This is a genomic window from Azospirillum doebereinerae, from assembly GCF_003989665.1.
GTDB lineage: Bacteria > Pseudomonadota > Alphaproteobacteria > Azospirillales > Azospirillaceae > Azospirillum > Azospirillum doebereinerae.
The window spans coordinates 1-15,250 of sequence record NZ_RZIJ01000008.1 but is presented as its reverse complement, the minus strand read 5'-3'; the positions used below and the strand labels follow the sequence as shown (position 1 = coordinate 15,250).

Genomic DNA, 15,250 nt, shown 5'->3' with positions numbered 1-15,250 from the left:
GTGCAGAGACCAAACCCCGGCGGCGACCGCGCGTTCCTCGGCCTGTCCGCTTTTGACGGCCGCCCGCCTCAGCGCGCCGGCCCGCCCCCAAGTTCGCCGCTCAGGACCCGGTCGCGCAGGACCCGCTTGGTGACCTTGCCGTTGGCGTTGCGCGGCAGCGCGTCCTCCAGCAGCGTCACGTGGTCGGGCACCTTGTATTCGGCGACCGCCGCGCGGCAGAAGGCCTTCACGTCCTCCGCCGTCAGCGCGGCGGATTTGGCGATGACGAAGACGTGGATCTTCTCGCCCATCACCGGGTCGGGATGGGCGACCGCCGCGACCTCGACCACCTCGGGGTGGCGGGCCAGCGCGTTCTCGAGTTCCACGCTGTAGATCTTGTAGCCGCCCCGGTTGATGACGTCGCCCTTGCGGTCGAACAGACGCACATAACCCTGCGCGTCGACCGAGCCGATGTCGCCGGAACGCCAATAGCCGTCGACGAAGCTGTCGCGTGTGGCGTCCTCGCGGTTCCAATAGCCGCGGATGGTCATCGGTCCGCGGATCCACACCTCGCCGGTGGCGCCCGGCGGGCATTCGCGCCCGTCCTCGTCGACGACGCGCAGGTCGCCGCAGGGCACGCACATCCCCACCGCGTCGAGGCAGGCGCGCGTGTGGCCGACCGGAACGACGGCGATGATCGTCGCGCATTCGGTCGAGCCGTAGGCGTTCAGCAGGTGCAGGGCCGGCAGCCGCTCGGCCATCGCCTCCACCGTCGCCTCGGGCATCGGCGCGCCGCCGAAGCCGCCGATCCGCCAGGACGACAGATCGTGCCTAGTGAAATCGCCGCGCAGCAGGGCGAGGTTGTACATCGCCGGCACCAGCACGGTGTTGGTCATCCGTTCCCGGCTGGCCAAGGCGAGGAAGCCGTTCACGTCGAAGGCCGGCATCAGGATCACGCAGCCGGCCACCCGCACCATCGCCAGCACCACGGCGACCAGCCCGGTGACGTGGGAGGCCGGAACCGCCAGCACCGCCCGCTCCCCGTCGCGGAACCGCCAGCACTCCTCGAAATGCATCGCCGAGTGGATGATGTTGACGTGCGCCAGCAGCGCGCCCTTCGGCTTGCCGGTGGTGCCCGAGGTGTAGAGGATGACGGCGGTGTCCTCCTCGCCCCAGGCGACGGCGGGCAGAGCCGCGTCCGGTCCGTCCAGCAGATCCTCGAAACGGCCGGCGGCCCCGGCGGCGGCCCCCACGGACAGGCGGAGCGCCAGCGACGGCACCGCGTCGGCGTCCGGCATGCGGTCCGTCAGCTCGGCGTCGTGGACCAGGAACCTGGCTTCGCAATCGTTGAGGATGCCGGTGATGCCGGGCTTCTGCTCCCGCGCGCTGACCGGGACCGCGACGACGCCGATGCGCGTCGCCGCCAAGAGCGCGATCAGGAACTCGGCCCGGTTGGACAGCACCAGCGCCAGACGGTCGCCCTGGACGGCGCCGCGCGCGGCCAGCGCGGCGGCGGCCTTGGTCACCTGCGCGTCGAGATCCCGGTAGCTGTAGCGGCGCGCGCCGTCGACCATCGCCTCGTTGCCGGGCGCCCGCTCCACGGCGGCGCGGAACATCGCGTCGAGCGTCTTTGGCCGTTCGCTGTAGCACGGTACGAGGCGCGTGCCGAAAAGAAGCTCGCGCCGCTTGGGAAAGCCCTCACCGTCCGGCCACGCCATGCTCGTCTCCCTCGTGAATTTGCAGCGTCTCCAGCGGAGCCACCATCGATGGGCCACCGCGTCGCGCTTGTCGTGATTTCCAAAATTATGTCATCCTGTGAACTGAGTGTCAAACAATGGCACAATCCGCCGCCGCAACAGTGGCGGGCCGCCGCGCCGGCCAACCAGGGGAGGACGACCATGCCGAAACCTCATTACGTCACCACCGAAGCCGGGCAGCTGCGCCTGTGGCGGGGCGGCAGCGGCCCCGATCTGCTGGTGCTGCCCGGCCTGATCACGGCGGCCTCCGTCTGCGCCGAAACCCTGGCCGCGCGCCTGCCGGGCTGGACGGTGAAGGTGATCGAGCTGCCGGGGATCGGCGGCTCCGCGCACGCCTGGACACCGGAGGACGACATCGGCGCGCTGGCGGCGCGGATCGCCACGGCGGCGCGATCCATCGGGATCGGCGCCTGCGCCGTGCTGGCCCTCGACCTCGCCGCCCCGCTGGCGGTCGCGCTCGGCAAGGCCCTCGCCACGCCGCCGGAGGCGATCCTGCTCGCCAACGCCGACGCGGCCGAGGGCTGGGCCGCGCGCGGCCTGCGCCCGGCCGCGCTGGCGCCGCGCCCCGACGGCACCCACCTCGCCGTGCTGTCCGCGCACATCCGCGACGCCCACATCCTGGAGCCGCGCGACCCCCGCCTGCCGGCGTTGAACGGCGATCCGCTGCCGGACGCGGCGGATCTCGCCGCCACGGTCATCGCCGCCGCCGTGGCCCCGCACCGCTACGAGGCGCTGTGGGCGTTGTGCGCCGGGGCGATGCCGAGCGCCGGGGACGGCGCGACGCGGACGACCCCGGACGATCTTCCGGCCCGGCTCGCCGCTCTGGCCGCGAGCCTGCCGGCAAGCGGCCCGGTGCCGCCGGCCCGGCCCTTCGCCGACCCGGCCCTGGTCTGGCACGATTACGTCGACACGCCCAAGGGCCGGGTGCATCTGCGCCGCTGCGGGACGGGCGGACGGCCGCTGCTCGCCTTCCAATCCGCGCCGGGGTCGTCGGCGCCGCTGCTGCCGCTGATCCGGGGGTTGGCGAAGGATTGGGAGGTGATCGCGCCGGACTATCTCGGCAACGGCGATTCCGACAAGCCGGAGCGGGCGGTGGACATCGGCGCGCTCGCCGACGACGCGCTGGCGGTGGCCGACGCGCTGGGGCTGGAGAGCTTCGACCTGTGGGGCACGCACACCGGCGCGCTGGTGGCGCTGGAGTTGACGGTCCGCCACCCCGAGCGGGTCGGCCGCGTCGTGCTCGAAGCGCCGGTGCTGCTGCCGCCGAGCTTCAGCGCCGACATCCTGGAGAACTACTTCCCGCCGCTGGTGCCCGACCGCTGGGGGCTGCACCTGCTGCAAGCCTGGAACATGCGGCGCGACATGTTCCTGTTCTGGCCGTGGTATCGACAGGAGCGCGCCGCCGGCCGCTCGCTCGGCGTGCCGGAGCCGGAGATTCTGCACGACTGGGTGCTGGGGCTGCTGAAGAGCGGGCTCCATTACGACCGCTCCTACCGCGCGGCCTTCGAATACGACACCCGCGCCCGCCTGCCCCGGCTCACCCGCCCGGCCCTGATCTGCGCCGGCCCCGCCGACATGCTGGTCGAGGGGCTGGTGGAGGCCAAGCGCATCGCGCCCGCCGGCACCGTGGTGACCGGCACCCCCGCCACCGTCTGGTACCCCGGCCAGACGGAGGCGGCGGTGACCGAGACGCTGGGCGTTTACGACGCCTTCCTGCGGGGGTAGGCGACGACGACCGGAAGCGCGGCGCGGCCCCGCCGCTACTCCCGCTCGAAGGAGCGGATGGCGTCGGCGATCATCCCGGCCAACGGCAGGGCGTTGGTCGGGTGGGGCACGCCGTCGCCCGACAGCGGCCGGCCCAGCCCCTCGGCCTCGAAACGGGCGGCGATGGCCTCGCCGAACAGGGCGTGGACGCCGAACACCCGCAGCGACGCGGCGCCCAGGCCGCGCGCCGCCCGCGCGCAGGAGAAGATCGTCTCGCCGGAGCTGATCACGTCGTCCACGATCACCGCCGGGCGCCCGGCCAGCGGCGCGTCGAAGGGCAGCGCCACCGTCACGTCGCGGTCGCCGCGCCGCTCCTTGCGCCCGACGATCCCGGTCAGGCCGAGCGGCCCGGCGACGGCCTCGACCAGCGGGGCGGCCTCCTCGTCGGGGCCGATGACGACGGTGTCGGCGGGCACGCCGTCGGCGCGCAGCCGCTCGACGATGGGCCCCGCTCCGGTCAGCGCGCGCGACGGGCGGCCGACGAACACCTCGTCCAGCGAATGGGTGCGGTGGAGATGCGGCTCGACGCAGACGAAGCGGTCGAAGCAGCGGCCCAGCCAGTCGCCGATCACCGTCTGGCTGACCGGCTCGCCCGGTTTGAAGACCGCGTCCTGGCGCATGTAGGCCATGTAGGGCGCCACGAGGCACAGCTCCGTCGCGCCCTGGCGGCGCAGGACGGAGGCGGCCAACGTCAGCTCCACCAGCTTGTCGTTGGGCTGGTCGAGCGAGCGGTAGACGATGGCGCGCTCCACCGGCTGCGGCAGCCGGACGAGGCTCTCGCCGTCGGGGAAGCGGTGCAGCTCCGCGATGTGGCAGGGAATGCCGAGCGCGTCGGCCAATCCTTGGGCCGCCTGCGCCGATTCCGGAAATCCGTAAACGCCCGTGTAGCGGGCCATGCCCCGTCCCCCCCATCGCCATGCCCCAAGCCGGGGCCGAGGGCAAGCTTGGCGCAGGAAACCACGAAAGGTCAATCGGGGCGAAGGGCAGGGCAATCGGAGGTTATCCCTAGTCCGGATCGATCTCCGGATCGCTCCATGTCCGGATCGGTCTATGCGTCTGGCCGTTCGGGCGGGGTTCCGGTTCCGGCATCGCGGCTGTACACCACTGTCCAGGAACGGCCGCGCCCGTCCGCTCCCGCCACCCGCCGCCTTGCCGGAGTTCCGATCCCGTGCGTCTCCTCCCGTGGCTTCGCGGCTGCCTGCCCAGCACCCTGCGGGGCCGGCTGTTCCTGATCTCGCTGGCCGTGGTGTCGGTGCCGATCTCCGTCGCCGGCTACCTGCTGGAGCACGAGGGCCGCCACGCGCTGCTGCGGGAGAAGGGGGAGAAGCTGTTCGGCCTGACCCGGATCCTCGACGCCCATCTCGGCGCCGGCTTCGACCCGTGGCTGGCCGGCGCGGAGGGCGCGCCGCCCGCGAACCGGGAGGCGGCGATCGGGCGGCTGTCGGCGGCGCTCACCCCCTTCACCGATCTGGTCGCCGAGGCCAACCCCGGCGTCGGCGTCGGCTATTACAGCAAGGCGCTGAACGCCATCGTCACCTACGGGCCGAGCCGCCAGTACAGCGGCACCGTGGGGACGACCATCCCGCCCGACCATCCCGGCTGGACGGTGCTGGACAGCGGAGAAAAGGCGTTGGAGACCGGGCCGCAGGTGCGCGGCCTGATCCTGAACGCGATGTGGCCGGTCACGCGGGACGGCGCGGTGATCGGCTACATCTGGGCCAACGAGCTGTCCGACGACGTGGAGCGTCAGGCCGCCGCGATGGACCGCGCCGTGCTGGCGGTCAGCGCCGGGGGGATCCTGCTGGGGCTGCTGCTGACGCTGGTGATGTCGCGCCGGCTGGACCGCGACATCCAGGGGATCATCCGGGGGCTGGCCCGCATGCGGACCGATCTGCGCCACGCCCTGCGCCCGCCGCCGGGCGAGGTCGGCGAGATCGCCGTCGAGGTCAACGGCATGGCGCGCGCCCTGCTCGACGCCCGCACGCTGACCGAGAACATCCTGCACAGCATCGCCGACGGCGTGGTCGCGGTGGACCGCGAGGGCCGGGTCACCGCGCTCAACCCGGCGGCGGAGCAGATGACCGGCTGGACGGCGGCGGAGGTCCTCGGCCAGCCCTACGGCGCGCTGTTCAAGCCGGACGGGCGATTCGCCAGCGCCCTGCTCGACACCCTGGAGACGGGGCAGGAGCACATCGGCGTGCCGCTCGACCTGCCGACGACGCGGCAGACCCTGCACGTCGCGGTCAGCAGCAGCCTGCTGCGCGACAGCCGGGACCAGACCATCGGGGCGGTGGTCGTCCTCAAGGATCTGACCGAGCAACGCCGCCTGCGGACGCAGATCATGCGCGCCGACCGCTTGGCCGCGCTGGGCGAGCTGGTGGCCGGCATCGCCCACGAGGTGCGCAACCCGCTGACCTCGATCCGCGGCTTCATGCAGTTCCTGGGAAGCTCCGACGACGTGACGGAGTGGCAGCGCTACGCCCCCCTGATCGTGCGTCAGGTGGACAGCCTGAACCGGCTGGTCACCGAGCTTCTGGAGTTCGGGCGCCCGCGCCCGCCCTCGATCCGGCCGGTGCAGATCAACGACCTGATCCGCGAGGTCTCGCTGCTCGCCGGGCGCAAGTCGAACGCGCAGGTGGTCCTGGAACTGGCGCCCGGCCTGCCGCTGGTCGAGGCCGACGGCGAGGCGCTGAAGCAGGTGGTCCTCAACCTCATCATCAACGCCACCCAGGCGATCGCCGAGACCGGAACCATCCGCATCGCCACCGACGACGAGGACGGGCGCGAGGCGGTCGTCGTGGTGGCGGACGACGGCGCCGGGATCGAGCCCGAGAATCTGGACAAGGTGTTCGACCCCTTCTTCTCCACCAAGCTCAACGGCACCGGCTTGGGGCTGGCGATGGTCCACCGGATCGTCGATGCTCACAACGGGACCATCACCGTCGCCAGCACGCCCGGCGCCGGGACCACGGTGACCCTGCGGCTTCCCTTCGTCCACAGCCTGTCGGAATCGTCATGACCCCTCCCTTTCCCACCGCCCTGGTCGTGGACGACGACGAGGCGATCCGCCAGATGCTGGCAGCCGTGCTGTCGCGCGAGGGCTTCGCCGTGACCACCGCCGCCGACGGGGTGGAGGCGGTCGCCGCCTTCGCCGCGCAGCGGCCGGCGCTGGTGCTGATGGACATCCGCATGCCGCGCATGACCGGGCTCCAGGCGCTGGCCGAGATGCGCAAGATCGACCGCGCCACCGCCGTCATCCTGATGACCGCCTACGCCGAAGTCGAAACGGCGGTCCAGGCGATCAAGGACGGGGCCTTCGACTACATCATCAAGCCCTTCGACATCGCCGAGCTGCTGCTGCTGGTCGGGCGGGCGTTGCAGATGCGCAGCCTGCGCGACGACATCGCCGTCCTGCACCGCGAGCTGTCGGCCAGCTACCGCACCGACCGCATCCTCACCGCCAGCCCACGCATGGCCGAGCTGTTGCAGACCATCGCCAAGGTCGCCAAGAGCACCGCCACCGTGCTGGTCACCGGCGAGAGCGGCACCGGCAAGGAGCTGGTGGCGGCGGCCATCCACTACAACAGCCCGCGCAGCGCCGGCCCCTTCGTGAAGGTGAACTGCGCCGCCGTGCCGGAAGGGCTGCTGGAGAGCGAGTTCTTCGGCCACGAGAAGGGCGCCTTCACCGGCGCCGCCGCCCGCCGCCGGGGCCGCTTCGAGCAGGCCGAGCACGGCACCCTGTTCCTGGACGAGATCGGCGACATCTCCGCGAGTTTGCAGGTCAAGCTGCTGCGCGTGTTGCAGGAGCGCGAGTTCGAGCGGGTCGGCGGCACCGATCTGGTGCGGATCGACACCCGCGTCATCGTGGCGACCAACAAGAACCTGGAGGAGATGGTCCGCCAGGGCCAGTTCCGCCAGGATTTGTATTTCCGGCTCAACGTCGTCACCCTGCGCACGGTGCCGCTGCGCGAACGGCCCGAGGACATCCGGCTGCTGGCGAGCCATTTCCTGCAACGCTTCGCGGCGGAGAACCGGATCGACGTCACCGGCTTCGACGACCAGGCGATGGCCTGCCTGATGGCGCACGGCTGGCCCGGCAACATCCGCGAACTGTCGAACGCCGTCGAGCGCGCGGTGGTGATGAGCACCGGTCCGTTGATCTTCTGCGAGGATCTGCCCGAACAGCTCGCCTGCCGGGGCGACGATCCCGCCGAGCCGTCCCTTGGCCCGTCGCCCGAGCCGGACCACCCCCCCGTCGCGGGCGGCACGCCCCTGCGCGACCAGGTCAGCCGCTTCGAAGCCCGCGTCGTCGCGGAAACCCTGGCGCGCAACGGCGGCAACCGCATGCGCACCGCGCAGGATCTCGGCATCAGCCGGCGGTCACTGCTCTACAAGCTCCAGGAATACGGGATTTCGTAAGGAGAGCCGGGGTATGGTCCGCCCTCGGGCCGCTCACCCTCCCCTCCCCGCCCAAGGGGCGCTCACCCCGCCATCGCGCCGCACAGCGCGTCCATCGCCGCGACGCCGCGCGTGAACGCCTCGGCCGCCGTGGCGGCCAAGGCCTGCGCCTCGTCGCGGCGCCCTTCGCGGACGCCGTCCTCCACCGCGCGCATCAGCCCGACGAAGGCCGTCAACCCGAAATGGCTCGCGGCACCGGACAGCCGGTGGGCGATGTCCTCCAGGTCGGCGTCCGCGGTCTCGGGTGCCGCCAGACGCGGCAGCCCGTCCGCCGCCGCCTCCAGCAGCAGCCCACGGATGGTCGCGAAGCGCTTGGCCCCCAGCGAGCGGACGTAGCGGTCGAGGATCTCCTCGTTCACCGTCGCCTCCCTTGGAACCGCCGCCACCGGCCGGGGCTCGGCGGCCGGCTCCGGGCGCATCGGCACGCTGTTGGACAGCAGGTGCATCAGCCGCTCCGGGAAGATCGGCTTCTCGATCACCGTGTCGATCCCGGCGGCGAGGTAGCGCGCGCGGTCGGCGGCGAAGACGTTCGCCGTCACCGCGACGATGGGCACCGCCGCGCGGTCGTCGTCCGGCAGGGCGCGGATGCGGCGCGCCACCTCCGGCCCGTCGATGTCGGGCAGGCGGATGTCGAGCAGCACCGCGTCGAAGCGCCGCTGCGCCGCCAGCGCCAGCGCCTTCTCCCCCGTCTCGGCGACGGTCACCCGGTGCCCGGCGTCGGACAGCAGACCCAGCGCCACCTCGCGGTTGATGGCGTCGTCCTCCACCAGCAGCAGCGCCAGGGAGCGCACCCGGTGGATCGGCAGCAGCCGGCCCGGCGCCTCCGGCAGGGCGACGGCCGCGACCCGCTCCAGCGGGATGGTGACGGTGAAGATGCTGCCCAGACCGACCGCGCTGTCCACCGCGATGGTGCCTTGCATGGCGTCCAGCAGGTGCCGCACGATGGCGAGCCCCAGCCCGCTGCCGCCGAAGCGCCGGGCGATGGTGGGGTCGGCCTGCTCCAGCTTCTCGAAGATGGCGGCGCGGCGGTCGGGCGGCACGCCGATGCCGGTGTCGCGGACGCTGACGGTCAGCCGTTCTCCCTCGTCCTCCCGCGCCAGCCCGACCCGCAGATCCACCCCGCCGCGCTCGGTGAACTTCACCGCGTTGCCGACGAGGTTGACCAGGATCTGCCGCAACCGCTGGCGGTCCACCACGATCAGCTCCGGCACGTCCGCCGCGATGTCGAGGTCGAGCGCGATGCCCTTCTCGCTGGCGAGGCTCTCGACCGTCGCCACCACCTCCTCCAGCACCGGCAGCAGGGCGCAGGGGCCGGGGTCGAGGTCGAGCTTGCCGTCCTCGATCTTGCGCAGATCCAGGATGTCGTTGACCTGATCGAGCAGCCCGTGGCCGCAACGCATGATCGACACGGCGTAGCGCCGCTCCCCCGGCTCCAGCCGCCCGGTCAGCAGCAGCCGGCACAGGCCGAGGATGCCGTTCAGCGGGGTGCGCATCTCGTGGCTGACGGTGGCGAGGAATTCGGTCTTGGCGGCGTCGGCGCGCTCGGCGCGCTCCTTGGCCTGCCGCAGCTCCTCGCGCGCCCGGCGGGACGCGGTGATGTCGTTGGCGATGCAGATGATGTGGCAGCGCCCGTCGCCCGACCATTCGAAGGGGTGGCGCTGGAGCGCGTAGACCGCCGTTTCCCCCTTGCCCGTTTCCCCATTGCGGGCCAGCACCAGCTCCTCCAGCCCCAGCGAGCGCAGCGCCCCCGCCGTCCCGCCGGCCAGCGCGCGCCCGGTCTCCTCGCCCAGCGCGTCCGGCAGCGCGCGGTCCTGGATGGCGGCGCGGCCGGTGCCGAAGGCCTCCTCCGCCGCGCGGTTCCACAGCACGACGCGGCCCGTGTCGCCATCGAGCACGTAGAGCACGCTCGGCACGTTGTCGATCACCGCGTCGAGGAAGGCGCGGGTCCGCCGCAGCATCTCCTCCGCCTCGCGGCGGCGGGTGATGTCGACGACGGAACTCAGCAGCACCTCCTCGCCCTGGAACTCGAAGGCGATGCCCGACAGCAGGCCCCAGATGGTGCCGCCGGACTCGGTGACCAGCTCCGTCTCGACGTCCAGCGCCAAGCCGGTGGCGAACACGTCGCGGACGAAGTCCTCGCGCACGTCCGGCGCCGCCCAGACGCTCGACGCCGGACGGCCGAGCAGGATCGCCGCCTCCGCCACGCCGAACAGGTCGGCGGCGCGGCGGTTGACGAAGCGGATCTGCCCGTCGTCGCGGCCGGAGATCACCAGCGGCACCGGCGCCGCCTCCAGCACCGTGCGCAGCCATTGCTCGTTGCGGCGCAGCGCCTCGCTCTTGACCCCGGTCTCGTGGATGTAGAAGCGCAACGCGCGGGCCAACTCGCCGATCTCGTCGGTGCCGGTGACCGGGATGTCGGCGGCCCCGCCCTCGGTGCGGTCGCGGATCGCCTCGCTGACCGCCCACAGCCGGGCCAGCACCTTGCGGCGGACATAGGCGACGCTGAGGACCATGCCGACCAGCACGACGCCGACCGAGGCGAAGAACAGCCGGGTGTAGGTGGTGGAGACCTCGATGATCTGCCGGCGGCTGTCCTCCGCCGCGCGGGTCTGCTCGACGAAGATGCCGGTGTTCAGCCCGGTGTTGACCAGCGACACCTGGTTGGCGCGGTCGACCAGCCCGGTCAGCGCCTCCGACGCCTGCAACTCGGCCTGACGCTGGCGGAAGACGGAGCGGTCGCCTTCGACCACCGCGCGCATGCCCTCGGTCAGTTGGGCGACGCGCGGGCGCAGTTCCTCCGGCAACGCCGATCGGTCGCCGGCCAGCGCCGCCAGCTGCGCCACGGCTCCGTCGCCCAGCCGCGACAGGCCGAAGCTGTTCTCCGTCTGGTGGACCGACGCGGTCAGGAACAGCAGCCGCTCCGCCTTGGCCAGCCAGCGCTGGACCGCGAGGTCCTCCTGCCCGCGCAGGGCCGGGTCGGCCAGCGCGTCGGCCACCCGCTTCACGTCGCGGTCGCGCTCGGTCAGGGCGCGGCGGGCGGCGATCCGGGCGGCGACGCCCCGGTCGATGGCCTCGCGCAGCCGCAGGATCTCGTCGCGCTGCTGCTTCAGCCCGCCGATGCGCTGGGCCGGTCGGCTGTCGCCGGATTCCAGCTCGGCCAGCAGGCGGTCGTAGCCGCCAAGCTGGTCGGACAGCCCCTGGTTGATCGTTTCCCGGCCGAAATTGTCGTTCGACAAGGCCAGTTGTTCCAGGCTGCGCATGATCCGCTGGTGCTGGCGCTCCAGCTTGGCGGCGGCGACGACGGCGGGGAACTGTTCGGACGTGACCCTGGTGATGCCGGCGTGCAGCCCGTCGAAGGCGACGTAGGCGCCGAGCCCGATGAGCAGGGCGACCAGCCCGTTGAAGGCCAGCGCGCCGTACAGCCGGGCGCCGACACCGATCCTGAAGAGGCCGATCCTGACCACGCCCGCCATGCCGGTTCCGTCTTTCGCCAAGCGCCGCCTTTCGCGCGGCCGTGCCGGCAGAGTATCATGGCGCCGCCGTCGGATAAGGGGAGAAGGATGGGCTTGCACCGTTTGTTGACCGCGCTCGGCCTGCTGGCCGCGCTGTGGGCGGTGCCGGCGCGCGCCGCCGAGAACGCGGCTCCGCGCCCGCCCGACACCGCCCCCGTGCTGGCCGAGATCGAGCGGCGCGGGGTGGTGCGCTGCGGCGTGTCCTTCAACCCCGGCTTCGCCGCCAACGACGATTCCGGACGGCCGGTCGGCTTCATGGTCGATCTCTGCCGGGCGCTCGCCGCCGCCGTGCTGGGCAAGGCCGACGCGGTGGAGATCCGCCGCCTGTCCAAGCCGCAGGAGTTCGCCGCCGTCGCCGCCGGCGAGGTCGACGTGTCCTTCGCCCAGACCTCGTGGACACTGACGCGCGACGCGACGCTGCCCATCGACTTCGGCCCGCCGGTCTTCCACGACGAGCAGGGCATCGCCGCGTGGCGGCTGCCGGACGGGCGCTCCCCGTTGCAGTCCGGCGAGGCGACCATCTGCGTGCCGGCGGCAACCACCTCGCATTGGGCGCTGGAATCCTATCTGGCGCGCGGGGAGAAGCCGTGGACGCTGCGGCCCCTCCCGACCTGGCCGGACGCCTTGCAGGCGTTCATCGGGCGGGAATGCACGGCGCTGGCGACCGACCGGGCGCTGCTGACCGCCGCGCTGCGCACGCTCGACGCGCCGGCCGACGCCATCGTCATCGCCGAGCCGCCGGTGCCCTCGCGCGAGCCCATCGCGCCGCTGGCCGCCAACACCGACCGGATGTGGCTGGCGGTGGTGCGCTGGACCATGTTCGCGCTGATCCTGGCCGACGACGCGGGCGTGACCGGCGAGAACGCCGGTTTCCTGCGCATCACCGGCGGCAGCGAGGTTCAACGCCTGCTCGACGGCCTGCCGGACGCGGCGCGCAAGGTGGGGCTGCGGCCGGACTGGGCCTATCAGGCCATCGCGCAGGTCGGCAATTACGGCGAGATCTTCGAGCGCAACCTGGGCGCCCGCTCCCCGTTCCAGATGGAGCGCGGACCGAACAAGCCCTGGACCCAGGGCGGGCTGCTCTACGCACCGGTGTTTCAATAGGGCGCCGCCGTCCACAGCCATGCACAATTGCTGACGGTCTGTTCAAAAGAGGCCATATTTCCATTCATTCGCCGGGCGGATAGTCACGCGCCGGTCCGACGTCGGGCGCGGCACGCACGAGGCTATGGCTGGAAGTCGAACGATGACGCGGAACGCTCAGACGATGGAAGACCCGGTGATGGAATCCCCAACGGCGGAACAGGATCCGGTGCGGCGGCGCATCGACGACGCGCTGGACCGGGTGGCCGGCCTCGTCCACGAGCGGATCGAGCGCAACGGCGCGTCGACCGTCGAGTGGTTCGTCCACCAGTTCTACGCCAACGTCCCCCCCGACGACCTCGTGCGCACCCCGGACGAGCAGCTCTACGGCGCCGCGCTCGCCATGTGGCAGACGGCGCGCCGCCGCCAGCCTGGGCAGCCCGCCCTGCGGGTCTACACCCCGCGCGTCGAGCAGGACGGCTGGCACGCCCGGCGGACGGTGGTGGAGATCGTCAACGACGACATGCCCTTCCTGGTCGATTCGGTGACGGCGGAGCTGCACCGCCAGGGGCTGACCGTCCATCTGGTGATCCATCCGGTGCTGCCGGTGCTGCGCGACGCTTCGGGCGAGCTGACCAGCCTGTACGAGCCGGGCGCGGACGCACCCATCGGCGCGCGGCCGGAATCGCTGATGCACGTCCAGGTCAATCCGGTCGGCGATCCGGCGGCGCTGGAGCGCATCCGGACCGGACTCGAAACGGTGCTGGCCGACGTGCGGGCGGCGGTGGAGGATTGGCGCACCATCGGCGCCCGCGTCGCTGAATCGGCCGAACTGACCCGCGCCGCGCGCAACGTCCTGCCCGACGACGGAGCCGACGAAGCAACCGCCTTCCTCGCCTGGATGAACGAGGACCACTTCACCTATCTTGGCTCCCGCGATTACCGGATCGTGGCGGGCGACGAACCGTCGCTGGAGTTGATCGAGGGCAGCGGCCTCGGCATCCTGCGCGACGACGCGGTCATCGTCTTCGACGGGCTGCGCCATTCCGCCAGCCTCGCGCCCGAGGTGCGGGAGTTCCTGCACCAGCCGCGCCCGCTGCTGGTCACCAAGTCGAGCCGCCCCTCCACCGTCCACCGCCCGGTGGCGCTGGACGCCGTGCTGATCAAGCGCTTCGACGCCGAGGGGCGCATCGCCGGGGAGCGGCTGGTGGTTGGGCTGTTCACGGCATCCGCCTACAACAGCAGCCCGCGCGAGATCCCGATCCTGCGCCGCAAGGTCGCCGACGTGGCCGCCCGCGCCGGCTTCGACCCGCAGGGCCATGACGGCAAGGCTCTGCTCAACATCCTGGAGACCTACCCGCGCGACGAGCTGTTCCAGATCCAGCCGGCGGAGTTGCACGACACCGCCCTCGGCATCCTGCACCTGCAGGAGCGCCAGCGTCTGGCCCTGTTCGTCCGCCGCGACCCCTTCGAACGTTTCGTGTCCGGTCTGATCTTCGTTCCGCGCGACCGTTTCGACACCGATCTGCGCCGAAAAATCCAGTCCATCCTGGAGGAGGCCTTCGCCGGAACCTGCACCGCCTTCTACACCCAGATGGGCGACGGCGCGCTGGCGCGCCTGCACGTCATCGTCCAGGCCGGACCCGGCGGGCTTCCCACCGTGGACGTGGACGCCGTGGAGCAGCGCCTCGTCCAGGCCGCGCGCGGCTGGGGCGACCGGCTGCGCGACGCCCTGATCGAGTCCTGCGGCGAGGAGCGCGGGCTGGCGCTCGCCGCCCGCTACGCCGAGGCCTTCCCGGTCGGCTACCGCGACAGCCACAGCGCCGTCCAGGCCGTGTTCGACATCGCCCGGATCGAGCAGGCGCTGGCGGGAGACGGCTTCGCCATCACGCTCGGCCGCGCGCTGGAGGCGGAGGAGGACGAGCGCCACGTCACCATCCACCACGTCGGCCGCCCGGTCGCCCTGTCCGACACGCTGCCGATGCTGGAGCACATGGATCTCCGCGTCATCACCGAGGAGCCCTTCGCGGTCACCCCGGCCGGCGGCAAGGAGCCCGTGTGGATCCACGACTTCACCACCCGCAGCGCCACGCCCTGGCCCGCCGACGCGAGCGACGCCAAGCGCCATTTCCAGGACGGCTTCGCCGCCGTGTGGGACGGGCGGATGGAGGATGACGGGTTCAACCGGCTGATCCTGCGCGCCGGGCTGTCGGGGCGCGAGGTCACCGTGCTGCGCGCCTACGCCAAGTTCCTCAAGCAGGCCCGCTTCGCCTACGCCCAGGACACCGTCGAGGCCACGCTGGCCGCCCACCCGCAGATCGCCCGCCTGATCGCCCGTCTCTTCGCCGCCCGCTTCGACCCCAGGCACCGCAGCGACGAGGCCCCGATCCTCGACGCCATCGACACCGCGCTCGACGCCGTCACCAACCTCGACGACGACCGCATCCTGCGCCGCTTCGTCACGCTGGTCCGCGCCACCCTGCGCACCAACGCCTACCAGACCGCACCCGACGGACAGCCCAAGCCCTACCTCTCCCTCAAGCTCGACAGCGGCGCCATCGACGAGCTTCCCCTGCCCCGCCCCTGGGTCGAGGTCTTCGTCTATTCTCCCCGCATGGAAGGCGTCCACCTGCGCGGCGGCAAGGTCGCGCGCGGCGGCATCCGCTGGTCCGACCGCCGCGAGGACTTCCGCACCGA

The 15,250-nt window shown here is 72.1% G+C and carries 8 protein-coding genes; 5 read left to right on the top strand and 3 right to left on the bottom strand.

The features are described 5' to 3' along the window. Nucleotides 1-68 precede the first annotated feature (68 nt). Nucleotides 69-1,697, bottom strand: coding sequence for a class I adenylate-forming enzyme family protein (locus EJ913_RS11720; RefSeq protein WP_126997988.1), 1,629 nt, complete (start codon nt 1,695-1,697; stop codon nt 69-71). A 180-nt stretch (nt 1,698-1,877) separates the two neighbouring features. Here EJ913_RS11720 and EJ913_RS11715 point away from each other — a divergent pair, with 180 nt between their 5' ends. After that, on the top strand, nt 1,878-3,461 hold the full coding sequence (locus tag EJ913_RS11715) for an alpha/beta fold hydrolase (RefSeq protein WP_126997986.1): 1,584 nt from the start codon (nt 1,878-1,880) through the stop codon (nt 3,459-3,461). 35 nt (nt 3,462-3,496) lie between these two features. On the opposite strand, the gene prs is transcribed toward EJ913_RS11715, so the two are convergent. After that, nucleotides 3,497-4,396, bottom strand: coding sequence for a ribose-phosphate diphosphokinase (gene prs, locus EJ913_RS11710; protein ID WP_126997984.1), 900 nt, complete (start codon nt 4,394-4,396; stop codon nt 3,497-3,499). Between the two features lie 272 nt (nt 4,397-4,668). Here prs and atoS point away from each other — a divergent pair, with 272 nt between their 5' ends. Beyond that, nucleotides 4,669-6,519: a two-component system sensor histidine kinase AtoS gene (gene atoS, locus EJ913_RS11705; protein WP_126997982.1), complete on the top strand. Its 1,851-nt coding sequence runs from the start codon at nt 4,669-4,671 to the stop codon at nt 6,517-6,519. Continuing rightward, nucleotides 6,516-7,919 carry an acetoacetate metabolism transcriptional regulator AtoC gene (gene atoC / locus EJ913_RS11700; RefSeq protein ID WP_126997980.1) on the top strand — a complete coding sequence of 468 codons (1,404 nt, stop codon included), beginning with the start codon at nt 6,516-6,518 and terminating at the stop codon, nt 7,917-7,919. The genes atoS and atoC overlap by 4 nt, the downstream gene beginning before the upstream one ends. A gap of 62 nt (nt 7,920-7,981) precedes the next feature. Here the strand turns inward: atoC and EJ913_RS11695 are convergent, their stop codons facing one another. Further along, nucleotides 7,982-11,452: an ATP-binding protein gene (locus EJ913_RS11695; RefSeq protein ID WP_244939329.1), complete on the bottom strand. Its 3,471-nt coding sequence runs from the start codon at nt 11,450-11,452 to the stop codon at nt 7,982-7,984. 66 nt (nt 11,453-11,518) lie between these two features. Here EJ913_RS11695 and EJ913_RS11690 point away from each other — a divergent pair, with 66 nt between their 5' ends. Further along, on the top strand, nt 11,519-12,574 hold the full coding sequence (locus tag EJ913_RS11690; protein WP_126997978.1) for a transporter substrate-binding domain-containing protein: 1,056 nt from the start codon (nt 11,519-11,521) through the stop codon (nt 12,572-12,574). A gap of 142 nt (nt 12,575-12,716) precedes the next feature. After that, a partial coding sequence (locus EJ913_RS11685; protein WP_244939328.1) for an NAD-glutamate dehydrogenase domain-containing protein occupies nt 12,717-15,250 on the top strand: 2,534 nt, incomplete at its 3' end.

Excerpts from the sequence above, each read along its gene's own strand:
- EJ913_RS11690 (WP_126997978.1), top strand. The coding sequence starts at position 11,519 with ATGGGCTTGCACCGTTTGTTGACCGCGCTCGGCCTGCTGGCCGCGCTG.
- EJ913_RS11715 (WP_126997986.1), top strand. The coding sequence starts at position 1,878 with ATGCCGAAACCTCATTACGTCACCACCGAAGCCGGGCAGCTGCGCCTG.
- atoC (WP_126997980.1), top strand. The coding sequence starts at position 6,516 with ATGACCCCTCCCTTTCCCACCGCCCTGGTCGTGGACGACGACGAGGCG.
- EJ913_RS11720 (WP_126997988.1), bottom strand. The coding sequence starts at position 1,697 with ATGGCGTGGCCGGACGGTGAGGGCTTTCCCAAGCGGCGCGAGCTTCTT.
- prs (WP_126997984.1), bottom strand. The coding sequence starts at position 4,396 with ATGGCCCGCTACACGGGCGTTTACGGATTTCCGGAATCGGCGCAGGCG.